The sequence below is a fragment of the Pedobacter sp. V48 genome, assembly GCF_000523515.1.
GTDB lineage: Bacteria > Bacteroidota > Bacteroidia > Sphingobacteriales > Sphingobacteriaceae > Pedobacter.
The window spans coordinates 424,634-450,411 of the sequence record NZ_AWRU01000006.1 but is presented as its reverse complement, the minus strand read 5'-3'; the positions used below and the strand labels follow the sequence as shown (position 1 = coordinate 450,411).

General features: G+C 38.4%; 20 protein-coding genes, 1 tRNA gene and 1 pseudogene. 4 read left to right on the top strand and 18 right to left on the bottom strand.

Translation table 11 applies throughout. The features are described 5' to 3' along the window. Positions 1-69: 69 nt before the first annotated feature. On the bottom strand, positions 70-636 hold the full coding sequence (locus N824_RS07190; RefSeq protein WP_084498220.1) for an RNA polymerase sigma factor: 567 nt from the start codon (positions 634-636) through the stop codon (positions 70-72). Positions 637-1,026: 390 nt separating this feature from the next. Between N824_RS07190 and N824_RS07185 the strand changes: the two genes are divergently transcribed. After that, the gene (locus tag N824_RS07185) at positions 1,027-2,403 is read left to right on the top strand and encodes an aspartate kinase (RefSeq protein WP_048904438.1); all 1,377 of its coding nucleotides are present in this window, start codon (positions 1,027-1,029) and stop codon (positions 2,401-2,403) included. 10 nt (positions 2,404-2,413) lie between these two features. Here the strand turns inward: N824_RS07185 and N824_RS07180 are convergent, their stop codons facing one another. From N824_RS07180 to N824_RS32965, 11 genes are all read right to left on the bottom strand, one after another. Next, positions 2,414-4,171 carry an ATP-binding protein gene (locus tag N824_RS07180; protein ID WP_048904437.1) on the bottom strand — a complete coding sequence of 586 codons (1,758 nt, stop codon included), beginning with the start codon at positions 4,169-4,171 and terminating at the stop codon, positions 2,414-2,416. A gap of 25 nt (positions 4,172-4,196) precedes the next feature. After that, positions 4,197-5,327 carry a universal stress protein gene (locus tag N824_RS07175; protein WP_048904436.1) on the bottom strand — a complete coding sequence of 377 codons (1,131 nt, stop codon included), beginning with the start codon at positions 5,325-5,327 and terminating at the stop codon, positions 4,197-4,199. 12 nt (positions 5,328-5,339) lie between these two features. Continuing rightward, positions 5,340-5,471 carry a hypothetical protein gene (locus tag N824_RS35405; RefSeq protein ID WP_255327419.1) on the bottom strand — a complete coding sequence of 44 codons (132 nt, stop codon included), beginning with the start codon at positions 5,469-5,471 and terminating at the stop codon, positions 5,340-5,342. 81 nt (positions 5,472-5,552) lie between these two features. Then, a complete protein-coding gene (locus N824_RS07170) occupies positions 5,553-6,623 on the bottom strand; it encodes a porin (protein WP_048904435.1) in 1,071 nt (356 codons plus the stop codon). Between the two features lie 207 nt (positions 6,624-6,830). After that, positions 6,831-7,397 carry a K(+)-transporting ATPase subunit C gene (locus N824_RS07165; RefSeq protein ID WP_048904434.1) on the bottom strand — a complete coding sequence of 189 codons (567 nt, stop codon included), beginning with the start codon at positions 7,395-7,397 and terminating at the stop codon, positions 6,831-6,833. A 75-nt stretch (positions 7,398-7,472) separates the two neighbouring features. Then, complete coding sequence (gene kdpB / locus N824_RS07160; protein WP_048904433.1) at positions 7,473-9,503, bottom strand: potassium-transporting ATPase subunit KdpB; 2,031 nt, start codon at positions 9,501-9,503, stop codon at positions 7,473-7,475. 6 nt (positions 9,504-9,509) lie between these two features. Further along, the gene (gene kdpA / locus N824_RS07155; RefSeq protein WP_048904432.1) at positions 9,510-11,228 is read right to left on the bottom strand and encodes a potassium-transporting ATPase subunit KdpA; all 1,719 of its coding nucleotides are present in this window, start codon (positions 11,226-11,228) and stop codon (positions 9,510-9,512) included. Positions 11,229-11,237: 9 nt separating this feature from the next. Continuing rightward, complete coding sequence (locus N824_RS28905; protein WP_084498241.1) at positions 11,238-11,315, bottom strand: potassium-transporting ATPase subunit F; 78 nt, start codon at positions 11,313-11,315, stop codon at positions 11,238-11,240. Between the two features lie 291 nt (positions 11,316-11,606). Then, positions 11,607-12,713: a M20/M25/M40 family metallo-hydrolase gene (locus N824_RS07150; RefSeq protein WP_048904431.1), complete on the bottom strand. Its 1,107-nt coding sequence runs from the start codon at positions 12,711-12,713 to the stop codon at positions 11,607-11,609. Between the two features lie 198 nt (positions 12,714-12,911). Next, positions 12,912-14,249: a sigma-54 dependent transcriptional regulator gene (locus N824_RS07145; RefSeq protein WP_048904430.1), complete on the bottom strand. Its 1,338-nt coding sequence runs from the start codon at positions 14,247-14,249 to the stop codon at positions 12,912-12,914. 20 nt (positions 14,250-14,269) lie between these two features. Beyond that, positions 14,270-15,229: a hypothetical protein gene (locus N824_RS32965; RefSeq protein ID WP_200869829.1), complete on the bottom strand. Its 960-nt coding sequence runs from the start codon at positions 15,227-15,229 to the stop codon at positions 14,270-14,272. 251 nt (positions 15,230-15,480) lie between these two features. Here N824_RS32965 and N824_RS07135 point away from each other — a divergent pair. Then, positions 15,481-15,554: transfer RNA gene (locus N824_RS07135), tRNA-Cys, on the top strand. A gap of 245 nt (positions 15,555-15,799) precedes the next feature. Here the strand turns inward: N824_RS07135 and N824_RS07130 are convergent. The 6 genes and pseudogenes from N824_RS07130 to N824_RS07105 form a co-directional block, all read right to left on the bottom strand. After that, on the bottom strand, positions 15,800-16,186 hold the full coding sequence (locus N824_RS07130; RefSeq protein WP_373419280.1) for a VOC family protein: 387 nt from the start codon (positions 16,184-16,186) through the stop codon (positions 15,800-15,802). Between the two features lie 11 nt (positions 16,187-16,197). Beyond that, positions 16,198-16,929: pseudogene (locus N824_RS07125) on the bottom strand (WD40/YVTN/BNR-like repeat-containing protein). Positions 16,930-17,221: 292 nt separating this feature from the next. Further along, a complete protein-coding gene (locus tag N824_RS07120; RefSeq protein ID WP_048904429.1) occupies positions 17,222-17,653 on the bottom strand; it encodes a DUF2147 domain-containing protein in 432 nt (143 codons plus the stop codon). A gap of 57 nt (positions 17,654-17,710) precedes the next feature. Beyond that, on the bottom strand, positions 17,711-19,141 hold the full coding sequence (locus N824_RS07115; RefSeq protein WP_048904428.1) for an AcvB/VirJ family lysyl-phosphatidylglycerol hydrolase: 1,431 nt from the start codon (positions 19,139-19,141) through the stop codon (positions 17,711-17,713). A 13-nt stretch (positions 19,142-19,154) separates the two neighbouring features. Continuing rightward, positions 19,155-21,743 carry a phosphatidylglycerol lysyltransferase domain-containing protein gene (locus N824_RS07110; protein ID WP_048904427.1) on the bottom strand — a complete coding sequence of 863 codons (2,589 nt, stop codon included), beginning with the start codon at positions 21,741-21,743 and terminating at the stop codon, positions 19,155-19,157. A gap of 66 nt (positions 21,744-21,809) precedes the next feature. Beyond that, positions 21,810-23,174 carry a hypothetical protein gene (locus N824_RS07105; RefSeq protein ID WP_200869828.1) on the bottom strand — a complete coding sequence of 455 codons (1,365 nt, stop codon included), beginning with the start codon at positions 23,172-23,174 and terminating at the stop codon, positions 21,810-21,812. Positions 23,175-23,365: 191 nt separating this feature from the next. On the opposite strand from N824_RS07105, the gene N824_RS07100 reads away from it, so the two are divergent. After that, positions 23,366-24,436, top strand: coding sequence for a phosphotriesterase (locus N824_RS07100; protein ID WP_048904426.1), 1,071 nt, complete (start codon positions 23,366-23,368; stop codon positions 24,434-24,436). A 161-nt stretch (positions 24,437-24,597) separates the two neighbouring features. Further along, a complete protein-coding gene (locus tag N824_RS07095; protein ID WP_235207017.1) occupies positions 24,598-25,758 on the top strand; it encodes a TolC family protein in 1,161 nt (386 codons plus the stop codon). The last annotated feature ends 20 nt before the right edge of the window (positions 25,759-25,778 follow it).

The window sequence follows — 25,778 nt, the reverse complement described above, 5'->3', positions numbered from 1 at the left end:
GTTTGTATGTATAGGACAAACCTTTTTAGCAAACTCCCTAGTCTTCCGTAAAAAAAAATAAAAGTTTTTTTACATGAGGTTAAATTCGGCTTTTAAAACAGTACTCATTTTTTTAATTGCCGTTACCAGATGTGCATCTACTGTTTTAGGGGAAATATTTAAAATCGATGCCGTTTCCTTATAACTTAACCCATCTTCTTTGATTAACTTAAATACCAATTTGCACTGAGAAGGAAGTTTTTCGGTTGCAACCTCGAGCTTTCTTTTCAATTCATCATTAATCAATATTTGCTCTGGGTTCAGGTTGTCAAGAATAATTTCGAATTCAATATCATCAAGAGAGACCCACTCCTGCTTTGAATGTTTGTTCAGCACATTTAAAGATAAATTACGGGCGATTACAAAAGCGTAAACTTTTATGTTCCTTACCTCCGATAGTTTTTCTCTGTTTCGCCAAAGGGTAATCATAACATCACTAGCCACTTCCTCTGCAAGTTCTCTTGACTTTAGTAAACAAAAGCAAAAACGATACAAAGAAGGAAACAAAGATTTGAAAAGCTTCTCGTATGCATTCTCATTATTATACAAAGCAATATGACTTATCAGACTATTTAGGTCGGGTAAATGTTTAGGCATAGGGTCTATATTTGATTAATTCAAATGTATGAATTAAACCATATCATCCAAATCCTAAAGCAATTCTCTTGAAATTTAACTGAATATAGATAATTATCAGTTATTTCTAAGCGCTTTAAGCTATAATATACTAAAATGAAAAAATGCCACCCACTTTGAAAGGCTCTTGTTAATCTTGATTTTAATTTAAAAAAATAAAAAACAGCTAAAACAATGTCTTACTGATGTTTAGAATCAATCCGATCTTTTAGGCCCCTGTTTTGTAACTCTATTCGCATCTTAGATTCTCCAGGTAAGCCCAATCTCGTTCGGATTTTCACTTCTAATAGATTAGGCTTGCTAGAGAACGGAAAAAATCCTGTAATTTTAAACTGAAAGTAAAGATCATACATGTTAACAGTAGAAAAAATTGGGGGGACTTCGATGAGTGCCCTTACAGATGTTATTAATAACATTGTCTTATTTGAACGAAGCGACAAGGCATTATACAACAGGGTTTTTGTAGTCTCTGCATTTTCCGGTGTTACCGACATGTTGCTGGAGAACAAAAAAACAGGGAAACCAGGTGTTTATCATCGCATTGCCAAATATCAGGATTTCCATAGGCCGTTGAAGAATCTGATTGTTCAGTTAAAATCAATCAACAAAAAGTATAAAAGCATAGGCCTTGATTTAACTCTTGCCGATCAGTTTATAGAAAATCATATTACCGAGGCACAAAAATATCTGGAGAATTTAGCAAACATCCTAGCCTCAGGTTATGTGAGTAAGGCAGGTATTTTACAGGCAGCACGCGAGATACTCGCTTCAATTGGAGAAAGCCACTCTGCCTTTAATTTTACCAATATCTTAAATAACATGGGCATTAATGCTATTCTTATAGATTTGAGTGGCTTTAATGACCATAGGGCGTTTACCATTGACCAACGAATAAAGCATGCCTTTAAAAATATCGACTTAGAAAACACGGTGTGTATAGTTACAGGATATGCTAAAGGAACAGAAGGTATCATGCGTGAATTTGACCGGGGATATTCTGAAGTAACTTTTAGCAAAATCGCCGAATTTTTAAAACCCCAGGAAGCTATTATTCATAAAGAATATCACTTATCCACCGCAGATCCTGCTTTAGTTGGAATAGAAAACTGTACCCCGGTTGGCTACACCAATTATGACATTGCAGATCAATTGGCAGATGTAGGCATGGAGGCTATCCATCCCAAGGCTTCAAAACCTCTGGAAATTAACGGCATTCACCTGCGTATAAAAAATACGTTTGAACCTGCCCATCCCGGCACATTGATCACCAGAAGTTTTGTTTGCGAGCATAAACGTGTGGAGGTAATTACAGGAACGGACAAATTGCTATTGATTGATGTTTATGATCCATTAATGGTAGGTAGCGTAGGTAGTGATCTGCATATCATGCAGGTTTTCTATAAACACAACATTAGTTATACCTTTAAAGCAACCAGTGCCAACAGCATATCCATTGCAATTTGGGAAAGAGATTTTGTTAAAAAACTAATTAGTGATCTGGAAGATGACTTCGAAAAGGTAACTATTGAGGAAGTTGCTATGGTGTGCTTGTTAGGGTCAAATATAGACCAGCCAGGTTTATTGGCAAAAAGTGCCTACGCTCTAACCGAAAAAGGGATAAACATTAAGAGCGCAGGCTTTGCATTAAGAAAAGTAAACATTCAATTTTTAGTTGCACGTGAACACTTTAAAACGGCCATCATTGCACTTAACTCTGCAATGAATTAGTAAGGCATCTTTATACTGCTATTGGTAGCTGAAAGCAAAATCGGCTTCCTTCTCCAATAGCACTTTCTACCCAAATCTTTCCGCTTTCCGCTTCTATGAAATCCTTAGATATAGCCAGTCCTAAACCAGATCCTGATTTATTATTTCCGTCAGTAGGAACCTGAAAATAGCGATCAAACAACCTTTTTTGGTACTGCTCATCAATCCCTTTTCCGAAATCCCTCACAGAAAATTCTATATTTCCGTCCTTTTCAATTACCTGAATAACCACTTTAGATTTCTCTGAACTGTACCTCAAAGCATTAGACAAAAAATTAACCAGTACCCATGCCGTTTTTTCAGTATCCACAAATACTTTTGCCAAATTATTTTTGCTTATCAACTCCAATTCAATCGACTTTTGCTCTGCCTGAAACCTTACAGCATCCATAGCATAAATGGCTATCTTACGTGGATCAGATTTCACAAAATTTAATTGCAGATTACCTGTTTCTACCTGAGCAAGATCAAGTAGCTCCGTTGTAATCTTTAATAATCGTCCGCAATCCTCCTTGATATGTTGAACAAGTTCCTTCTGCTCGGCATTCATTGTACCAACACGCTCATCATCCATTAATTTTAAACTCATCTTAATAGATGATATCGGTGTTTTTAATTCATGAGATACAGTAGCAATAAAATTTGTTTTGGCTTCGTCTAATTCTTTGAACTGCGTTATGTTTTTTAGCATATATACTTCACCGGCGGTTCTTCTTGTCTCGGTAATTATCTGTTCATCCTGATCCTCATACGCTACCGGAACTGTGATCTCCCTACGCTCCAGCTGGAAATAGGACTCTTTATTATCAGCATAGATCTTCATAGGTTTATCGATACTATCGATTTGCAATATTCTATTTAAAAGATCATTTCTTTTCATCAGCTCTAAAGCATTTAATCCGACAATATCTTTTTCACTCAGGTTCAACAACTGTCCGGCTACCTTGTTCAAAAACAAGATCTCTTTTTTCTCATTCAGACCAATAATTGCGTCCTGCATTTGTTCAATAATGGCCTCTATCCTTAGTTTTTCAGACTGTATTTTGGCCAGATTACTGTTTTCCCATTTGTTAAGCTGAGCAGCCATAGCGTTAAACTCTGTTGCCAGCTCTGAAAACTCATCAGTTCCATTGAATTCCAAACGCTGTTTATAATTTTTTCTACTGATCTCTTTAATAGCTTCAGAGAATTCCTTTAAGGGGTTGGCTACAAAACCTGGGAAGTTTACGACAAAGGAAAACAAGATTAAAAAGCACATTGAGGCAGCAAAGATCAGATAAGTCGCCGCCTTTTCTACACCTCTTTGGGCAGCAGCATTTTTTCTCACAATAGCATTCATATTCACCTCGTCAATGATCCTCAACTGCAATCTGGCATTATTTAATGCCAACTGCTTGGCCGATATATCTTTTGCAGGGTCTATAATAACCTTATAGGCAGCAGCAAGTTTAAGTACAGACTGGTGCTCTCCCTTTTCAGTAATGTTATTTCTTTCTTTTGCCAAATGAACTCCAAACTGTTGTGCCTCTTTCTGCGAAAGTGGTATGACACTTTCATCAAGTATCTTTCGCATTTCACCAGAAAAATTTAAGCTTTCATAGTTGTCTTTTAAGATTACTTTGGAGCTTACAGAAATTTTATTCATATAGTAGAGCGAGATCGCTCCGAAGAATATCACGACCACGAATAAGAACCCGAATCCGAGGCGTAGTTTAGTTTTTATCTTCATGGTTTATAATATTAAATTGTTAACGTCATGATAGTATAACAAGATCAGTTTCAGTAGCAGAAATACTTCGCAAAAGCTGGTTAAAAACAGCAGTTCTCATAATGATCTGAAATAAATTTAAGTGTGGCTTGCCTATACATATTGTGGTAATCTCTTTTTCTTCCGCAACTTTCAATATGGCACTGGTGATATGATTGTTTTTAACTTTTATCACTTCTGCACCTAGCTCAGTTGCCATTTTAAAATTGTTAATCAGATGCCGTTGTACGTCCAATTTAATCCGATCGCCACTTTCATTGTCGTTTTGTACATATAACACTATCCATGGTGAACGGTAATAGGAAGCAAGTCTTGCGGTTTTTCTGATCACTATTTTAGCTGTTGTACTATTAGTTGATATACAAGCTAAAAAACGCTCGGGCCGAAGCTTGATTTGCTTAGGAATTTCAATATTGATTTTCCGTTCCAGGTGATGGGCAACTTCTTTTAAAGCAAGTTCACGAAGCTGGAGTATACGCTCTGGTTGAAAAAAATTCCCTAGGGCGCGTTCGATCTTGCTTTTATCATAAATTTTCCCTGCTTTTAACCGTTCTATCAATTCATCTGCAGTTAGGTCTATGTTAACAATCTCATCCGCTGTCTCTAAAATCTTATCTGGTATTCTCTCTGTGATCGGGATCCCGGTAATGGTTTCAATATCCTCATTCATACTTTCAAGATGTTGAATATTTACGGCAGAGATCACACTAATTCCCGCTTCAAGAATATCAGCAACGTCCTGCCAACGCTTGCCATTTTTACTACCTTCAACATTGGTGTGCGCTAATTCATCAACAATAACAACCTCTGGGTGTGTGTTAATAATTGCATTTACGTCCATCTCCTCCAGCTCTTTACCCCTATAAAAGAGTTTCCTTCTGGGAATAATTGGGATTCCGTCTAATAATGCATGTGTTTCAGCTCTGTTATGGGTTTCTATATAGCCAATCCGAATATCGATACCATTCTTTAATAAAGCATGGGCTTCCTGCAACATTCTATATGTTTTACCCACGCCTGCACTCATCCCAATATATACCTTAAATTTCCCTCTTCTGGACTTCTTTACCAGATCAAGAAATTTCCTTACTGAGTCTGCTTTATTATCTTCTTCCATGGTTCAATAAAATTACCATTTAATAATGATGTAGTCATTACTCATCAAATACCATAATCCACCAATAATTAACCCAATACCAAAACACAGAATCAGTTTACCAAAGGGATTGCTCACAAAACCCCGAAATGTCCATTTTTTCATAGTAAATATTTGATTTTAACAACTACGGAACCCGCCTGGTTTTAGGTGAATTCCGCAGTTCTAAACTATATTGATCTAAGTCTAAAAAGCAACAGCAATACTTGCTGTAACGGCAGCATTGTTGTCCACAGCATTCAAATTACGTACAAATATTTTGTCTTTACTGCTATACATTTTACCTTCCAGTCTGATTACTGCATTACTCACAGGAGCGTAATCCACATTAAGTGAATATCCAGTTGTTTTAAACCCATTAGGTGTTCCAGTAGCGATAAAAACACCGTTCTTATCCTGGTAATATTCTCCCCTTGCGGCAACGGCCCAGTTGCTGTTGATCTTGTATTGTGCAATGGCAACAGGCGAAAGAACTTCATATTTGTCACTGCTTCCTTTTGTTTTCTGCTGTGTTCCGTAATCAAAGCCAAGAGTCAATCCAAACTGATCAGTTACCTGGAATATCCCATAAACATTATGATAGAACCGTGTTACCCGTATCGAGTCGGCACCTTCTGTTCCCAGATAATTGCTATAGTTGATCGTAATTTTATCCGTTGGTTTCCATGTCAATTGTACACCACCGGCTGGCTGGCTATTTCCGTTCTGACGGGTAATTCTTTGCCATCCGTTCAAATAAAATACAGCAGCAGTAAACTTTCCGTCACTTGTAACATAGGTAATTTTTGCACCCGATTCATAATAAGGTGTATTTTCTGATGAGATGTTTCTTGTTAATACCCAACAATCTTTAGAGACAGCACTTTCAAAGCCAATATGTGAAGAGAAAATTCCGGCATCCAGCCATAAATTTGCCGTTTTGGAAAGTTTCACCCCAGCATTTGCTTCATAGATGTTCTTTAATACCCCGGGTTCTGCCGCTAAATTTGCATTGGCATAACTTCCTGCCATTACAGCTACATTTGCCCTGATGGTTCCATTATCATAATTTCCTTTAATGAAACCCAGGTTTAAATTCATTTCGTTATGGCGGTTATGAGAATAGATAAATCCAGGTCTGTTGTTATCTGTCGGTTTATTAAAATCGTAACCGAAATAAGTTTCCAGATAACCACTCACTTTGATCTTAGGTTCTTCCTGTCCGTATGCTAAAGATCCCGTAGTTAATGCTGCTGCTAATATTAAAAGTTTTTTCATTTTTTATTCTTGTTTTTAAGCTTGATGAAGCTATCCCGGTTTATTTGTGAGACGCAATGGGCGATGATCCGAGATGGCTCTGTTACATTGTTTTTGTCATAATTTGGATTAAAATTCAGGACATAACTTCCCCCGCAGCTACCTGATCCAGGGTTTGGCAAACGCATTATGGATCAGGTAGCAGTTTGGAAAGGAGAGTCGTAGGATTTATTTTTTTAGCTCATCCAGGGCAAGGTTAAGCTTAAGTACATTTACCGATGAAGGACCAAACAGTCCTAACAATGGTCCCTGAGTATTTTTAACTACCAGTTCAGCTACTGTCTTTTCATCTATTTTACGATAAGCTGCAATTCTTTTGATCTGGATAATGGCACCCTGTTCGGAAATGTTTGGATCTAAACCACTACCTGAAGCAGTGACCATATCGGCTGGAATATCGGCCTTTTTCAAAGATGGGTTGTATTTTAGCAAAGTGTCGATTCTGCTGGAAACCTCTTTTAGGTAATCAGGATTTGAAGGCCCTTTATTGGACCCGGCAGAACCTGCTGCATTATAACCAACCGCTGAAGGTCTTCCCCAGAAATATTCAGGTTTGGTAAAAGACTGGCCAATTAAGGCATAGCCCACAACTTTGCCGTTTTTGCTGATCTTTTCGCCTCCGCCATTTCCTTTTGAAAAGCCACCGGCAAAAGCAACAATCAGCGGATAGATAACGCACAGTAATACCATAAGTACTAGTGTTAAGCGTAAGGATTGTATGATATATTTTTTCATGATTTTTTGATTCTTATTTAATGATATTCAAGTTGCTGTATGAAATCATACAGCGGTTTTCATGATTTCTATTTTTTAAACAAATAAGCCTACTACAATATCAATAAGTTTGATACCTATAAAAGGAGCTATCACACCGCCCAGTCCATAGATCAGTAGATTTCTACGCAACAATGCACTTGCACCGATTGGTTTATATTCAACACCTTTTAAGGCTAGAGGGATCAGGATCGGAATAATGATTGCATTGAAAATTACAGCTGATAAAATCGCACTCTCCGGACTATGCAGCCCCATAATATTTAAACTCTGTAATGCAGGGATCGAAGCAATAAACAATGCAGGTACGATCGCAAAGTACTTCGCGACATCATTTGCAATAGAGAAGGTAGTAAGTGTTCCACGGGTGATCAGCAATTGTTTACCGATTTCCACAATCTCTATAAGCTTTGTTGGATCATTATCCAGATCCACCATGTTACCTGCTTCTTTAGCTGCCTGCGTACCGCTGTTCATGGCCACACCAACATCTGCTTGTGCAAGTGCAGGGGCATCATTGGTCCCGTCACCCATCATGGCTACCAGTTTACCTAAAGCTTGTTCTTCTTTAATATAATTCATTTTATCCTCAGGTTTAGCCTCAGCAATAAAATCATCTACACCAGCTTTCTCTGCTATGAATTTTGCGGTAAGCGGATTGTCTCCGGTAACCATTACTGTTTTTACACCCATTTTGCGCAGGCGCTCAAAACGCTCACTAATGCCTGGTTTAATGATATCCTGTAATTCAATTACTCCAAGTGCTTTTTCATTTTCAGAAACAACAAGCGGAGTTCCACCATTATTGGCAATAATTTTCACCTGCTCTTCAATGTCTATTGGAAATGGATTTCCAGCCTTTAAAACAATGTTACGGATAGAATCAAATGCGCCTTTACGGATTCTTTTTCCATCTGGGGTGTCCAAACCACTTGATCTGGTTTCAGCAGTAAATTTGATGAATTTGGATCCTTCAGGTGCAGTAAGTAGTTTATGATCTTGCAATACTGCGAGCTCTATGATAGATTTACCTTCAGGGGTTTCATCTGCAAGAGAACTTAACATACAGGCATCAATGAATTGCTTCTTATCCATCCCCGAAGTAGGGTAGAAATTAGTTGCCTTACGGTTACCGATAGTAATGGTACCTGTTTTGTCCAGTAATAAAACGTCAATATCGCCTGCTGTTTCCACGGCTTTACCTGATTTGGTAATTACGTTGGCGCGCAATGCCCTGTCCATCCCGGCAATACCAATTGCAGACAGCAGTCCACCGATAGTGGTCGGAATCAAACAAACAAACAATGAGATCAATGCAGCAATAGTAATTGGGGTATTTGCATAATCAGCAAATGGCTTTAAGGTAACGCAAACAATAATGAACACCAGGGTAAAGCTGGCAAGCAATATGGTCAATGCAATCTCATTCGGTGTTTTTTGTCTAGATGCACCTTCAACAAGGGCAATCATTTTATCCAGAAAACTTTCGCCTGGCTGGGTATTTACCTGAACTTTGATGTGGTCTGAAAGCACTTTTGTACCCCCGGTAACAGAGGATTTATCGCCACCCGATTCACGGATTACCGGAGCTGACTCACCTGTAATAGCAGATTCATCAATGGTAGCAATACCTTCAATAATCTCTCCATCGGTTGGAATGGTATCTCCTGACTCGCAGAAAAATACGTCTCCTTTTTTTAATTGGTTTGATGAACGGATCTCGATCTTTCCATTTGCCAGAATTACTTTAGCGGGTGTTTCTTCACGAGTTTTCCTTAAACTATCAGCTTGTGCTTTTCCTCTGGCTTCGGCAATGGCTTCAGCAAAATTTGCAAAAAGAACAGTAAGCAGTAATATTAAAAAGATAAAAAAATTATATAGTGGTGATCCCTGGCCTGCATTACTCATGGAGTATATAGTTACGTAAGCCATGATTACGGTACCGATCTCTACGGTAAACATGACCGGATTGCGAACCATTACTCTGGGGTCAAGTTTGATGAAGGACTGTTTCAGTGCAGTTTGCACCAATGCAGGTTCAAATAATTTATTAGATGAGTGTTTCATTATAATCTATTTAAGCATGGTAAAGTATTCTGCCAATGGGCCTAAAGCCAGGGCAGGGAAGTAAGAAAGTGCATTCAGTACAATGATCACTGCAAAAGTCATCAGACTGAAAGTCAAAGTATCTGTTTTCAAGGTACCAGCAGACTCCGGGATGTATTTTTTAGAACCCAGTAAACCTGCAATGGCAACAGGGCCTATAATCGGTAGGAAACGGCCAAGGAATAGTACAAAGCCACTAGCTACGTTCCAGAAAACATTATTGTCACCAAGACCTTCAAAACCAGAACCGTTATTCGCATTGGATGAGGTCATTTCGTACAGCATCTCCGAGAAACCGTGAAAGCCTGGATTGTTTAACCAGTTCTTAGGTTGTACTGCCCATGCAGCTTCACCATGATTGGTAAATACATAACTGGCTATTGCAGTTCCTGCCAATATTAGAAAGGGACTTAGCAATGTGATCAATGCGGCAATCTTAACCTCTCTTGCCTCTACCTTATGTCCAAGGAACTCCGGTGTTCTTCCTACCATCAATCCCGAAATAAATACAGCAATGATCAGGTAGATAAAATAATTCAGCACGCCTACACCGCAACCTCCATAAAAGGAGTTGATCATCATGCCCAGTAATTGCCATACACCTGTTAATGGCATGGTACTGTCATGCATCCCGTTAACCGAACCGGTAGATATAATAGTGGTCACTGTGCTCCAATAGCCGGTTATGGCCGGACCAAAACGAACTTCCTTGCCCTCCATGGCCCCGGTAGCCTGCGAAATGCCCATTTTTGCAATGGCAGGATTTCCTCCAAGCTCAGAGCTAACTGTTGGGATCAAAAGCAGCAGCATGCCAATCGTCATGACCCCAAAGATCATCCAGGCAAGTCTTTTACGTCTGATGAAAATACCAAATGCGATCACCATTGCAATAGGAATAATTACCTGTGCAACCAATTCAACTGTATTGGTAATGTAATTCGGATTTTCCAAAGGATGGGTAGAGTTTGCTCCAAACCATCCACCACCATTAGTACCTAAGTGTTTGATGGCAATAAAAGCAGCGGCAGGACCTCTTGAAACATTTACAGTATCTCCCTGAACAGAAATAAACTGATCTTTAGCCTCATAGCTTGTTGGTGAACCGTTAAAGGCAAGAATAGTTGCCATTACTAATGACAACGGCAGTAATAACCTCGTAATAGATTTTACAAAGAACTCCCAGAAGTTACCAAGTTTAGTACTTGTTTTATCCCTGAAAGCTTTAAAGAAAACTACCGCAGCAGCTAGGCCTGTAGCCGCACTCACAAACTGAAGAAACATCATTACAAAATGCTGAGTAAGATAAGTTACACCCGATTCTCCTGAATAGTGTTGCAGGTTACAGTTTACTACGAAACTGATGATTGTATTAAAGGAAAGATCCGGTGTCATTCCTGGGTTTCCGTCAGGATTCAATGGAAGCTTGTCCTGATACATCAAAACAAAGAAGCCATAAACAAGCCATACAAGATTGATGGTTAACAGCGCTTTCATGTGCTGCTTCCAATTCATTTCTTCTTTGGGGTTAATACCAGAAAGCTTATAGATTGCGGATTCAATAGGTTTTAAAAAGTCTGTCCAAACTTTTTCTCCGGCAAATACCTTTGCCAGGTACTTGCCTAGCGGAATAGCGATGACCAGTGTAAGCAGGTAGGTCGCAACAATTCCAAGTAATTCTGTGTTCATAATGTACAATTAAAATTTTTCAGGTTTAATCAACACGTAAATCATATAGATAAATACGGCGATTGCGATAATAAATAATGCAGTCATAATTTTAGATTTTTTCGAACCAGTCGATTGATTTGTAAACTACCCAGCAGAGGATCAGCAGGGCTAAAAAAAGCAGGATTGTAAGCATGATATTTTTATTTTGTGAGAAGCATAAGCCAATTCATATACCACACTTAAACACAAACACATAAAATACTGGTTTACAGCAATATAAAACATAAAAATATTTTAACACCTTATTATTCAACATAAAAACCCTTCCATAATGGAAGGGTTTTTATCAAAATGAAAAGTCTATTCTTGTATCATTTTATAATTAGAATGGCCTTTTCATGCGGGGGTGTATAATTGCTTATCCAGGCTAGAATCATTAACAAGATATGGGAATATAGATTCTAAGAGATTGATATAAATTGTAATCCCATCACTTATTTCTGCGAGATAAATGTATTCATCAGCAGAATGAGAACGGGCAGAATCTCCAGGCCCCATTTTAACAGATGGCATTTCAAGCCAGCCTTGATCAGAGCTGGTTGGAGAGATATATGTTTTCCTGCCAATAGCAATACCGGTTCTTACAAGGGGGTGCAGCAGATCAATTGCTGATGGTGTGAGTACGTTAGGGCGAAGCGTGGTATCACAAAAGGTATGATTTTTAATTGTATTGAGTATTTCCTTCTCTGTATAACTATGATCAAATCTGATATCAACAGTAAAGCTGCATTCGCCCGGAACAATGTTATGCTGTATCCCCGCATTGATCTGGGTAACGGTCATTTTCACTGGATTTGGCAGATTAGATTCAATAGGAAAAACATAGCTTGAAAACCAATGAATGTCCTTCAATGCTTTATAAATGGCATTATCTCCTTCTTCTCTTGCGGCGTGCCCTGGTCTACCAGTTGAAACGCAGTCCAATACCATCGAGCCTTTTTCAGCAATCGCCATCTGCATATTCGTAGGCTCTCCCACAATTGCAAATGAAATGGGCATTAAATCATCCAGAATAGATTTAATCCCTTTCCTGCCAGAATTCTCTTCTTCTGCAGTTGCGGCCAGACATAGATTGAAAGGAAGGTCTTTCCTTTCATAGAAAAAAAGGAAAGCGGAAATGAGGGAAACCAAGGGCCCGCCTGCATCATTACTGCCCAAGCCATATAGCCTTCCATCTTTAATCAGTGGTACAAAAGGATCGTTAGTGTATTGATCATTCGGTTTCACCGTATCATGATGGGAATTCAATAAAATAATGGGCTTTGAAGGATCAAAGTATTTATTGTAACACCAGATGTTATTGTATTTACGGATAGTAAATACTTCATGGTCATTTAAGAAGGATTCAATACAATCTGCGGTTAGCTTTTCCTCGGTACTAAATGAAGGGATTTTAATTAGTTTTTCCAGTAGTTCAACGGCCTGGTCATATAATTTGTTCATATTGACGGTATTTATGATTAAATGTTGAACACGGCAATTCAAAAGGAATGCCCTAGTCATAAATCATCAATAAAATGCTTCCAATTCGTTTAAATAAGCAATAAAATATTTTTTGGGCCTTATATGAATAGAATTTACCCTATCAAAATGGTATGATTAATTTCATTTTGAAGAAGTGACTTAGGTTCTGGGGAGCCTCTAAATTTTATATTCTTCAATTTTTCGATATAAAGTAGTCAGTCCTATACCCAATAAACGGGCAGTCTCTGTCTTGTTTCCTTTGGTATAAGTTAATACTTTAATAATATGCTGTTTTTCAACCAGCTCCATTTTCATAGGATCTGTCTCCCCTATCTGTTGTTCTAAAGCATGAAACTCGTAAGGTAACAGATTTGCAGTAACTGAGTTCCCATCGGCGAGAATAACCACACGCTCAATTACGTTTTTTAGCTCTCTGATATTCCCTTTCCAATTATGCTTAAGAAGCAGTTCAGCAAAATCATCCCCCATTACAAGTTCCTGCTTGTTTACTTTATTCGCAAACTCTTTTAAGTAATGTTTGGCGATTAATAAGATATCTGATTTGCGTTGAGATAAAGGCGGAAGTTCAATGGAAAATACCGAAAGTCGGTAATAAAGATCTAACCTGAACTTCCCACTTTCTGCTTCCGTTTTTAAATCTCTGTTGGTGGCAGCAATAATGCGGACATTCACTTTACTGGTTTGGGTATCTCCTACCTTTATAAAGGTCTGATTTTCCAATACACGAAGCAATTTTGCTTGCAAATCCAGGTTCATCTCACCAATTTCATCCAGAAACAAAGTTCCTTCATTGGCTTCTTCCAACAAACCTTTTTTATCTCTTACAGCTCCAGTAAACGCACCTTCTTTATGACCAAACAATTCACTTTCTAAAAGTTCATGATTAAATCCGCTGCAGTTTACTGCAACGAAAGGTTTCATTTTCCTTAAACTTTCATAATGTATTGCTTGTGCAAACACCTCTTTTCCTGTACCTGTCTCTCCAAGCAAAAGAACAGTTGTATCTGTACCGGCAACCTTTTCTGACAGCGCTATTGCTTCTTTAATAGCCTTAGACTGCCCTAATATGGCAGTAAAATCATACTTTCTGGCTACCTTATTTTCCAGTTCACTAATCCTAAACTGGAGTTTGGCTTTATCTAATGCCTTATAAACAAGGGGGATGATTTTATCATTATCATCCCCTTTAGTGATGTAATCAAAAGCGCCATTGCGCATCGCCATTACACCATCTTGTATTGTCCCAAAAGCAGTCAGATTGATCACTTCGGTATATGGTTTTATTTTCTTGATCTCTTTTACCAGTTCAACTCCATTAATATCAGGAAGTTTTACATCACTAATCACTACATATACATCCTGAGCAGCCAGAATTTTCAGGCCCTCTTTTCCTGTATTTGCCTGAAAAACCTTAAAGCCTTCCAGTTCAATGATGCGCGCCAGCAGGCTACAGATCTTTTTCTCGTCGTCTATTATTAAAACGGTGTTTTGCATCGCTGATAATTTCAACAATATTAACAATTATTCAAGACAAGTTGCTGTTCGTAGACCGTATCATCTATAATAGAAACGTTAAAAACATCCTGCCTTACCGTAAATCTACATCTTGTATGGTTTCTAATTGTATTTATAATCTCCTTTTCAGTATAACTATGATCATAAACAATGTTTACCGTGAATCGGCATTCTTTTGAATTACAATTTTGCCGAGCATCCATATTTACATTAGTAACAGTCATTTTTACAGGGTCTGGTAAATTGGATTCGATTGGAAAGGTATATTCTGAAAACCATAAAATATCTGTTAAAGCACTGCAAATGGCATTGGTTCCTTCTGCGCCAACGGCCAGGCTTAATTTCGGGCAAGCAATACAATCAAGAGTAATTTCACACTTTTCGCTGGCTGGTGTTAACGCATAGGAATTAAAATTTTGCTTATGAGGATCAAATAGCATAGCCGTACATAAGCAATTGCATCTTTTTTTACCCTCGAGAATATTATAGTTAACGCAGCTTTTACAGCCCTCCCAAAAATGTTCATCGTGTGTGATTTGGTCGAAGGTTACTGGCTCAAAACCTAATTGAGCATTCATTTTCATAATTGCAGCTCCCGATGTAATGCTGAATATCTTCGCCTCAGGATATATTCTTCTCGAAATTTTAAATATCCGGTCTTTGATGGCCTTTGCTACTCCTGCATTTCTGAACGTCGGGGCAACAATTAAACCGGAGTTAGAAACAAAAGAGTTGTTTTCCCAAACCTCAAAATAAGAGAACCCAACCCATTCTCCACGCCCGGTTACCGCAATAACTGCTTTACCTTCTTTTATCTTTTGGGCAACAGATTCGGGACTACGCTTTGCGATCCCAGATCCCCGGGCAATTGCCGAAGATTCAGTTTCTTTAACTATTTCATCAACATGTTTTATATCAGCGACGGTAGCGATACGAACAAATATCATTTGATTTTCCATTTTTTTAAAAGATTAATGAACGGCTTTATCAAATGAGATGCCTATGTGAAATTGAGATGCAAGAAATGCCCTCTAAAGCTAAATAAAGTCGTCTATAACTTATCTCTTGCCCTCTATCCTACAAAAAGAGTCTTCCAATATGGTATGGTTTATTCCATTTTGGGTAGGCAAAACGATAAAAAAATAAAGTTTCAAAAAAAAATATAAATAAAGTCTACAATTTTACTAGACTTTATTTATATTTGTCCCATAGTCATGTGGCCGAGTGGTTAGGTGAGGGTCTGCAAAACCTTTGACGGCGGTTCGAATCCGCCCTTGACGTCCAGTTCAATTTCTACATTGTCTGAATCATTAGATGTTTGGTTAGATCTAAGTTTTGTTTAAAAAGCAGCCAGGTTGGATGACCTGGCTTTGCTATTTAATAGCAAAAACGTATTCCAGATCAGACGAAAAATTACTGCAAAAAGAAACGGGGATACAGCAATCCGCCGTATCCCCGCTATCTAAATTAACGCTCTCATATACATAGACGCCTAAATATTCTATTTATTGTATTAGAGGTAAAAAAAATTATTTTTCATAAAATTCAATCGGGAGCTGGTCAGGATCAGAAATAAAAGTAAAACGCTTACCGGTAAACTCGTCAACACGAATCGGTTCCGCTTCTACACCCTTACTATCAAGCATGCCTACTACCTTATCCAGATCATCAACTTCAAAAGCAAGATGTCTTAATCCTGCAGCTTCTGGTCTTGACGGACGTTTAACCGGATCGGGGAAAGAGAAAAGTTCTATGATATAAGTTCCATTCAATTCCAGATCTAACTTATACGACAACCTCTCTGCTCTATATACTTCTCTAATTATTGTAAGTCCTAAAACATCAGTGTAAAATGCTTTAGAAGCCTCATAGTCACTGCATATTATTGCAATGTGATGGACTTTATTTATCATCATCTAATTTCGAATTATTTTGCCCCAATAGTAAGCTTATAGATCTCTCCCTTGTTTCCCGCTAAAAGAATAAGCTTACCTTTTTTCGCTTTTTGAACCACGTTGAAACTTGAAGAGGAAATATTATGCCAATTCAGTCCCCCATCTTTAGATACATCAGTGCCAGATGTGCCCGTTGCCAGTAATACCTTTGAATTTACATAGGTAACCCCTGAACGGAAACCGCTTACAGGTTTTAAAGGTTTCTTCCAGCTCTGTCCCCCATCATTGGTCAACAACACATTGTTGGTATTCTCTTTATCTTTTAAATAATTCCCACMAACTACAMCCCCTTTGWTMNNAKCAAAAARSGNGWTRKAGWNTGGYSSGGTACTACTTTCTCCCTGTAAAATAGGACATTTAAAAACCTTCCAGGTGTACCCATAATTGTTCGAAAAGTAAATATTAGATACCGCACCACCTGTAGCAATCCACACTTTACCCTTACCCATTGTTTTAATAGTAGATCCACTGGCAGCAAAGCTGGCTTCACCCGGGGCCATATTTGTTTTCAAATTATCTGAAACATCGATCCATGATGCGCCACCATCCCTTGTTCTAAGCAGCTGCATCTTATTTTTGATCGGATCGCCAAACGTCATTCCTGTTTGGCCATCCCAAAAGTCCATGCCGTCCAGAAAAATCGCAGAATCAACATTCTTGTAATGCTCAGTCCATGTTTTACCGCCATCTTTTGTGCGTAAAATAAACGCTGGGGCACCCGCATTTACAAYKACGKYYNNCKATCCKNATCAAAGSCTTCAATATCTCTGAAATCGAGCGTTTCATACCCAGCAGGCATTATCCACTGCCAGGTTGCACCTCCGTCAATAGTTTTCCCAATACTGCCATTACTGCCACTTACCCAGGCAACATGATCAGAAACAATAGACATGCCCCTTAAGCTTGTATTTGTACCTCCTGTTAAGGGCGTTAATTCATAGGTTTGCCCATACCCTAATAAGGGCAAAAAAATCAGGCACCAGATTAGCTTTTTCATTATTTAACTCTTTTCCAAACTTCAGATCTGCCAATCAAAGAGATACCTACATATCCTCTCATGTTTAGCTGACCATTGTCTTTAAGTGTCATATTGCAGCTATAGGTTTTACCGGACTTAGGATCGTATATAGTCCCATCAGTCCATTTACTACCTGCAAAAACAAAATCCTTAAGTATTTCCAATCCTAGTATTGGTCTTGATTTCAAGCCTGCATCAGGGTTTTTCAAATCCGTTTTAACAATTCCTTTATCATCTTTTGTTTCTTTGAGCCAAACTATTTTACCAAAGTATTTATCTCCTTTTTTGGCGATTTCTACGTGAGCCTCGCCGGTTGAATTAATCCATTTTCCAAGGATGGCATCCTTGTTTTGTGTAAAGCCAGAGAAAGATATTGCAGTGAAAAGCAACAGCAGCGAAAAATATTTCATAATCATAAGTTAGTGTTTTTTAAAGTTAACAAATCAGCCAGTGAATAAGAAAAAAACTTACTCCGCTAACTCCCTTAAGAGAACAGAAGAAATGGCCGCATAATCATCATTAAAATGATGAGTGCCGGGAATGGTGGTTACCCTGATGCCATTTTTCTCAAATTTATCCTTAACATCAGCATCTTCATCTGTCCCAAAAATACATATGGGTTTTAATGATTTGATCTTTTTCATTTCAGCAATTACATCATATTTATCATTCGAACTTCCAATGCTAAGCATGTCTGCTATATGAATTTCAAAATCGGCGGTTACATCAGGAGAAAGTGAGAAAACTGCTTTTAAATCGCTTTTCAAACCAGCCGATAATCTGCTGGCAAGAAACGGAACAACCGAAGCGCCAAAAGAGTATCCCGCAAGCACAAATTTTTCCTTTCCAAGCTCCTGTTTGTAGTAGGCAATAGCCTTGATTAAATCTGCAGTTACGCCCTCTGGTGTTTTAGCATTCCAAAAATATTTTTGTGCATCAAGCCCAATTACCGATAGTCCTTTTGACGCCATTGATTCGGCTAGCGATTGATCAAAACTGGTCCATCCACCATCACCAGAGATCATAAAAACCAACGGCAGATTATTCTTTTTACCAGATGGAACCAGTGTTAGTGGCATTTCACCGGAATAGGCTTTTGGTTGTGTAGTTTTAAAGAAATCATAGGCAGATTTTTGCTCATTAAAGGCTGGGGCAGCCAATACTTTTTTATATGCCACATTAAAATCAGGAAGCCAGTTATTAGCGATGGAAAATCCGTGTCCCACTTTTGTCAATGTTACAAGTTCAGTCATTGGCATACCCTTTAAAAAAGCTGCAGTAGCATCAAATGGACAAGTCTGATCTTTCACTCCATTTAATACAATAAACGGTGCGGTTAGGGTTTTTGTAGCCTCCAGATAATAAGAAACACCTGGCTTTAAAACATGCTGGGTGAGTCCGGCCCCCTTACACAGGGGTTTTTTAATATTAATATCCGGGCAAAAGCCTAAAGCGATAGCTCCCTTAAATGTATTAGCAGGAGCTTGCGCCAATATTCCGTATACCAATACAGCCCCATATGAATAGCCGAGAAGCACTGGCTTATGATAGTTGGTTAATTTGTATTTCTTTTGGATAAAAAGACTCAGTTCTTCGAAATCCGCTGCCGGATACAAGCATTGAGCAGATACTTTTGATAAATAATTACCATAACGTTTGCCATCAATACCTAACACCAATGCTCCCTGATTGGCAATATTCTTTGCCATATTAATAACCCCATTCTTCCAGCCGCCGTCTCCTGAAACGAATAAGGCAACAGAGGTTGGTGTGCCGGTGGGATGATATACGGTAATTAAACCAAACTTCTTATAGGTTACAGAGTCAATTTCGCCGGCTACACTCTTTGTTATCCACAAGCAGATTAGCATAAAACATAAGGCAACGCATCTTTTCATATACTCTAATTAATTAAGGTTTAATTACTTTAGTCAATACATTTGGAACCTGCAAAAGGTCATAATCCTGATCATATATCAAATACTTATTGTGCCATACCGGCGAGAACTTCTCTTTTGATGCGCGCAGTCCCTTATAATGAGAGAATGACCGGATCTTTTCATAAGCAAATCTCATGGATCGCTCGGTAAAATTATGCGGTGTTGTAAGGCCCGACAAAGGGGCAAAACCCAGGTTAACTGCACTATAATTCTGTTCCTTAAGGTGATTGAATAAGGCTACCATAATAAAATCAATAATACCGTTAGGCGCATCGGCAGTTTTTCTGATTAAATCATAAGTTCCTTCGCCCTTTACATAATCAGGTATTACATTTAGAAAGGCAACGATCTTTTCTTCTGTATTTTCTACTGTGATGATTGTTTGATTTTTCAATTCATCCCATATAAATATGCCTTGCGAAAACACTATTTCTTCTCGTTCTGTTTCTTTAAGCCATTCGTCGGATACAGATTTTAGCTTTTGAAGCAAGCCATCTTTTATAGGACCATTATAAATCTTTGTATGGAATCCCTGATCCGAAACCTTTTTTAGCGCATTCCTGATAGACTTTCGGCTTCCCCCTTCTAAAGAAAAAGTGGTCAGATCAACCACGCCCTCCTGCCCCAGGAAAAGCCGCTTTTTCCCCAACGAAACAAAATCATGCAGGCTTTCTTCCGACACCCTGTAATAAAGGCTTTTCATCCCGCTTTCGATACAATATCTGTCGAACGATTTGATAAATCCCTGTCTGTTCTCTGGCGGGGTAACCGGAAGCTCCAATACCACAGCAAAATTACCAGCTATCCGATAGGCAATAAATCCTTCAAATTCATCTGTAGTGTAAATCAGTTTATCTCTATAAGTTTTGAAATAATCAATTGCTGAATTACCATATTTTTCCAAATCAGCTTTAGCCGCTTCAAATTCCTCTTCGGAAGTGTCCATTTTCAAAATATATGGCCTGATCAGTGTATAAATTAAGAAGGCTATAGACAGGAATCCACTGATGTTGATTGAAAAAAGGAAGCCTCTGGCGAACGCATCTTGTGGCACCAAATCTGAGCTACCAACTAATAAAAAATTCTGTAAAGTGTACCTGATGGATTGCAGCCAGCTAAAGTCGATATCAAAATGTTTTTGATCAAGGAAATAGAATCCAATAACACCATAAAGCAAAACGGCCAGGATACTTAATAAGGTGGTTTGAATGCCAATAAACCTTAACCTGGAATTGTGTTTTATGTAATACTCTTTTCTTGATCCTATTAAAATAACCAGCACAATTATCGAAAACCCCGCCTCTTCATAATCTATTGCTTTAGTTAAGTGCCCTACCAACGAAAGTATACACAAGGTAACCGCAAAGTACCATGCCATACGCAATCCTTTAAGCATAAATGCGGCTGTAACCAGCAGAAACAATCCGGCAACTAGCACAAAGTAATTGGACACCCTAATCGCTTCTATAGGAAGAAAATCTTTAAGAAATGCAAGCCTCGAGTGGATTGCAGGAGTAAGTACAGAAACAATATTAATGACACCCAACAGCAACAGTAGCAAGGCAGGTACAATTCTCATTAATAGTTTATTAATTTTAAGGAGGAAGCTTAAGGCGCCAAGAACCAGAGGAATCCAAAATTCCATAAAGCGGTACAGTAATGTAATTGAAACCGCAGCTGCATTTGAATAACCTAGTCTGATCAAAATGAAAGCCATGGAGGCTTCTACCGCACCAAGCCCCCTTAAAAAAGGAGAGATAATCAAGAACACAACAGCAACTACGTAGCTAATGGTAGCGAAAATTAAAGACGGATTCATGTCTAATGCAACCATCGCAATATAGATGTGAACAATGCCAACAACTTCTATCAGCATACTGTAAAAGAATGTTGAAAGAAAATGTTTACGTTCAATCTTATTGTTCCTAAACTCCGCAGCAAATACTTCAACGGTAGGAAGATATTTAACAATGAGCTTATAAACTACTCCTTTTTTTATAACCGACCTGTACAACAAATAAACACCAGCAATTAACAGCAGGGCTGCTAACAAGCCAAACCATTCGCCCTGACCTAAGGTTCCTTCTAAAACGCCATAAACAAATACAGGTATAGCAATTACCAGTACAGATAAAATGCCCACAAAGCCATATATCGACGAAGCAAAATTAATTTGCGATCGGCTTACCCCTTTCCTTTCTATTGGTGTGCTAAAAAAGGCCAACGATGAGACCCCTCCTGCTGGCAAAAAGACACTCACAAAGTTTCGCTTTAAAAAAAGAATGGTTCCATCTGCTATTGATATTTTGCTCGATACCGCAGCAAATGACGATCGGTACATCATTCCATGAATAAATACGTAAACTATGCTCAATAACATCCCTGCGCCTAACCACCACCATTTTGCTGTTATTAACAACTGCCTAACGTGATGTATTTCGCCGCGTTCCTGCTTAATAAACCAAATAGCGAGACCAATAAAAAAAAGAGTAAAGATATAACTGGAAATGATCTTTCCGTTCTCGCGGATAAAAGGCACAAAAAATTTGAAGCGCTTCATTAATTGGGATAATTAGAGTAGCAAAGAAAGTTTTTTTACTTTATAAATATAAGAAAAACATCTGTTTTATATTTCAATAACAAAAGGATGATCACTCGTTGTAAGCTTAATTGAACTTATGTTCTTTAAAACCTGAACTGCCTCTGTGCCTTTTGTAGGATCGTAAACATTTACCAAAGGATAGGTCTTGTTTAGTTTTATTTCTACTTCTTCAGCGCCTTTTGCTTTTTCTCCCCAAATTACCAATTCAAACCTGCCATTACTTTTTTGAAGCAGCAGCGCATGCACAGTTTCAGGTTGATCAATAATCTGGAAAGCTAATTTCCCTGTGCTAAACTTCAATGGTTTATCGGCAAGAATTGTAGTTAAGTTGTGTAAATATATCGCTGATTTCCTTGGGCTATAATCGGGTTTATAAAAACCGAAAGTTTGATTACCTGCCTCATCTACCCTGTCTCGCAATAAATAAACAGCAGTATAACTCCAATTCCTTTTGAATTGCGACAGGTATAAGTTCAGGTAAAGTCGGGCTTGCTTCTCCTCGGTTATTTCATCAGTAAGTGTTACCCCTGTTTCAGTTGTAACCCGTGGTAATGTTAAAAGTTCATTTTCGGTATATCCCTGATGTTTTCCTCTCCAGGTTTTCCCATAATTGCCATAGAGTCCATCAACTTTACACAGTGGCCCCGGATCGGCGGCATTCCATGTTTGGTTATCGTATAATCCCGGATGGGAAGGATGTGAGAAATAATTATGACATGTTGCAAAATCAGCATATTTAGTTCCATCAGGCATTACCGTACCGGCCCCTTTTGGTATGTTAAGAAATTGCAATCCTACATTATCAGTTTGTGCACCATTTTCACAAACATCCCATACCGGATACTTTTTTAATGTCTCGTCACTTTTAACTGCGGCATATAAATCCTTTTGTAATTGAGCAACCGGCAGCCAGGTTAAGTTCTTTCCTCCCTCTGTCCCTTTATATTTAAATCCCCAGTTATTTGGTTCGTTAGAACCTTCAAAAGCCAGCAGGGCTCCCACTGCATCGAGCTTTCTGGCGCCCGCTAATAATCTTTTAATGTCAGTCCCGCCACTTAACAGGCCGTAACTAAATCTAACACCTGTCTCTTTATGAAGTATAATAAAATCTGCCTCTGGAATATCTCCTTCATAACCTGCACGAATCCATCTGATGCCTGTATACCTCATTAGTTCGATGGTCTTATCCAAAGATTCTCCCCGCTTCGAAATTGCTGAGTTTACGCCAATGCTATTTAGGAAATCAACAGCTTTAACAGCCGTTTGAGCAGTTATTGGATTTTGGGTTGAAGACGTTTTTGCACCTATTAAGGGCACAAATAATGCTATACCAAAAAAAACCATTGTTAATTTCAGTAAAAGCCAGGAAATCGTCTTTTGTTTGGTCATTAAAACAAATTAATAATATCTTAAATAAAGTAAAAGGGATGCTTAACAGCTTAATAAAGATGCAATAAAACCAGATACAATTCAAATTGCATCATAATTTACTTCGAAGAGGTGTCGATACCTGAGCCATAGGTAAAGCATAGACATACTAAATACTAATAAAAATACCGGTAATTAAATTATTTTTGTATATGGAGCGACGTCAGTTTATATCTCTTTCTTGTTTTGCAGGTTTTATCAGTTTATATCCAAATTTTCTAACGCTTGCTGCTGAATCATCCGGAGCAGAAAAAGGCGCTGTAATGACTGTGAATGGCAAAATTGAGACAAACTCAATGGGTCTTACCTTGTCCCATGAACACATTGTTACCGATTTTAAAGGTGCAGAACCCGATACGCGTCCAGAATATGATAATGAAATAACTGCAAACCTATTGCTCCCTTATTTAAAAGCGGCCAAAAAATCTGGCGTCAATACCATTATTGAGTGTACTCCTGCACATATCGGCAGAAATGTAAAATTACTAAGATTACTTTCAAAAGCCAGCGGCATTAATATTATCACAAATACAGGTTATTACGCCGCAGTGGGACAGAAATACCTACCCAGGCATGCCTTTACTGAAACCAGTGAAGAATTAGCTGCCAGATGGTTAAAAGAATGGGAGAATGGAATTGATGGAACGGATGTCCGTCCTGGTTTTATAAAACTAGGAGTAGATAGCGCACCACTGAAACCTATTGAAGAAAAACTAATTAAAGCCGCAGCAATTGTCCATCTAAAAAGCGGTTTAAAAATAGCCATACATACAGGAAATGGCGCCGCTGCGCGCCAGGAAGTCGAAATCCTTATTAAATCGGGGGTAAGTCCAGAAGCGCTAATATGGGTACATGCTCAAAATGACACAACAGGATTTTTCCATGTTGAACTGGCCAAAAAAGGTTGCTGGATTAGTTTAGATGGCATCAATGAGGACAGAGACTCCATTGTTCAATATCGAAATCATATTTACAGATTAAAAGGCGAAGGCTTGTTACATAAAGTATTGATTTCACATGATGATGGTTTTGCGGTTACAGAAGAAGGTGGCAAAGCTGCTTTCAACGCTTTTAAAAATGGCAACTTAACTCCTTATAGTACCATCTTTGGCGTGTTAAAACCGTCCTTATTTGAATTGGGGATTACCCGGGAGGAGGTTAAAATGATGACAGTCGGTAATCCAGCAAATGCTTTCCAGACAAAGGTTTGCCGTCAGGGTTAAACTTTAACCCCCAATTATCATTATCAAGTTTCATTAATCGAAAATTTAACGTAAATTTTTAAAACTTTATTAGCCTGGAGAGAGTTGATAGGATAAGATCAGCTTTATTCACACCTAAGCCATGTAAAGTTTAAAATTATAGTACTCATTAACGTGTATCGATGAGAAACAAACCAGCAAACCATCTTAAATGGTATTTACTACTTAAGATATTGGCAGTTTTTGTGGTTACAGCAAACGGCCAAACGACCTCTCTTGAAGCATGTTTTAATCTGGCCCGCGATCATAACATGACCCTCAGACAAGCAAAATCTGCGCTGTTATCCAGTCAGTATAATTTGCAGGCCGCGAAGAAAAGCTACTTACCCAAAGTAGACCTGCTGTCCAGCTATACATACCTTAGCAGCCCATTAACGGTAAATCTACAAACCGTAAAAGATGGTATTGTAGAAGGTTCTTCAAAGCAAAGTGTTAATGCTGCAAATGACGTATTTAAAGAAGTAACAGGTAATGATTTGTCGCAAGCCGCTCAAGACCGGATATATAATGCATCCAAAAATATTATCGGGAGCATTTATCCCGACTATAATCCGAGTTTAAGTAAGCAGTCTTATTTTGTAGCCGGCTTAGGTGTAAGACAACCCATTTTCCTGGGAAACAAACTCGATGCTGCGGGTAACCTGGCTCAATCCCTTGTAAATTCTGCAGACATCAATGTTGATCTGGTAAATAAAGAAGTCGATTTTTTAATTGCAGCCCAGTATTTGCGCATTTTATATTTAAATACCCTGTTCAATAAGCAGCAGGTAATGGTAGATGCGCTAACCAAAAACAACAATTATGCCCAGGAACTGGTGAAAAACCAAATCCTTGCACCTTATCAGAAAAGCTGGACAAATGTGATACTAACACAGGCAGAAAGCCATTTCAATAACATCAAGCTGGAACAGCAAAATGCCTATATAGAACTTAACAAGCTACTTGGTGTCCCGTTAGACTCCGCCATAATAATTACAGATACGTTGAAGTATGCAGTCATTGAGCCGTTTAAACCTGAGGGCGATTTTTGGGAATCCAATCCCGTCTATAAAATGGCTGGCAGTAAGATCTCATACGCTAAAACAGCCGAAAAGATCAGCAATTCATTTTCTTTACCTAACATTTTTGCTATTGGAAATTATAATTTATATCAAAAAGACCTGCCCCTGCTGATGCCCGACTGGTTTGTTGGTGTAGAATTACAATGGACTCTTTTTAATGGGCAAACAAGAAAAAGAACCCTGGCAGCCAGACAACTGATAGAAGAAGCAAAACTTGCATAGAAGAACGCAAGTCTGGGAAT

Coding starts and splice junctions, on each gene's coding strand:
- N824_RS07190 (WP_084498220.1), bottom strand. CDS start 636: ATGCCTAAACATTTACCCGACCTAAATAGTCTGATAAGTCATATTGCT.
- N824_RS07185 (WP_048904438.1), top strand. CDS start 1,027: ATGTTAACAGTAGAAAAAATTGGGGGGACTTCGATGAGTGCCCTTACA.
- N824_RS07180 (WP_048904437.1), bottom strand. CDS start 4,171: ATGAAGATAAAAACTAAACTACGCCTCGGATTCGGGTTCTTATTCGTG.
- N824_RS07175 (WP_048904436.1), bottom strand. CDS start 5,327: ATGGAAGAAGATAATAAAGCAGACTCAGTAAGGAAATTTCTTGATCTG.
- N824_RS35405 (WP_255327419.1), bottom strand. CDS start 5,471: ATGAAAAAATGGACATTTCGGGGTTTTGTGAGCAATCCCTTTGGTAAA.
- N824_RS07170 (WP_048904435.1), bottom strand. CDS start 6,623: ATGAAAAAACTTTTAATATTAGCAGCAGCATTAACTACGGGATCTTTA.
- N824_RS07165 (WP_048904434.1), bottom strand. CDS start 7,397: ATGAAAAAATATATCATACAATCCTTACGCTTAACACTAGTACTTATG.
- kdpB (WP_048904433.1), bottom strand. CDS start 9,503: ATGAAACACTCATCTAATAAATTATTTGAACCTGCATTGGTGCAAACT.
- kdpA (WP_048904432.1), bottom strand. CDS start 11,228: ATGAACACAGAATTACTTGGAATTGTTGCGACCTACCTGCTTACACTG.
- N824_RS28905 (WP_084498241.1), bottom strand. CDS start 11,315: ATGACTGCATTATTTATTATCGCAATCGCCGTATTTATCTATATGATT.
- N824_RS07150 (WP_048904431.1), bottom strand. CDS start 12,713: ATGAACAAATTATATGACCAGGCCGTTGAACTACTGGAAAAACTAATT.
- N824_RS07145 (WP_048904430.1), bottom strand. CDS start 14,249: ATGCAAAACACCGTTTTAATAATAGACGACGAGAAAAAGATCTGTAGC.
- N824_RS32965 (WP_200869829.1), bottom strand. CDS start 15,229: ATGGAAAATCAAATGATATTTGTTCGTATCGCTACCGTCGCTGATATA.
- N824_RS07130 (WP_373419280.1), bottom strand. CDS start 16,186: ATGATGATAAATAAAGTCCATCACATTGCAATAATATGCAGTGACTAT.
- N824_RS07120 (WP_048904429.1), bottom strand. CDS start 17,653: ATGAAATATTTTTCGCTGCTGTTGCTTTTCACTGCAATATCTTTCTCT.
- N824_RS07115 (WP_048904428.1), bottom strand. CDS start 19,141: ATGAAAAGATGCGTTGCCTTATGTTTTATGCTAATCTGCTTGTGGATA.
- N824_RS07110 (WP_048904427.1), bottom strand. CDS start 21,743: ATGAAGCGCTTCAAATTTTTTGTGCCTTTTATCCGCGAGAACGGAAAG.
- N824_RS07105 (WP_200869828.1), bottom strand. CDS start 23,174: ATGACCAAACAAAAGACGATTTCCTGGCTTTTACTGAAATTAACAATG.
- N824_RS07100 (WP_048904426.1), top strand. CDS start 23,366: ATGGAGCGACGTCAGTTTATATCTCTTTCTTGTTTTGCAGGTTTTATC.
- N824_RS07095 (WP_235207017.1), top strand. CDS start 24,598: ATGAGAAACAAACCAGCAAACCATCTTAAATGGTATTTACTACTTAAG.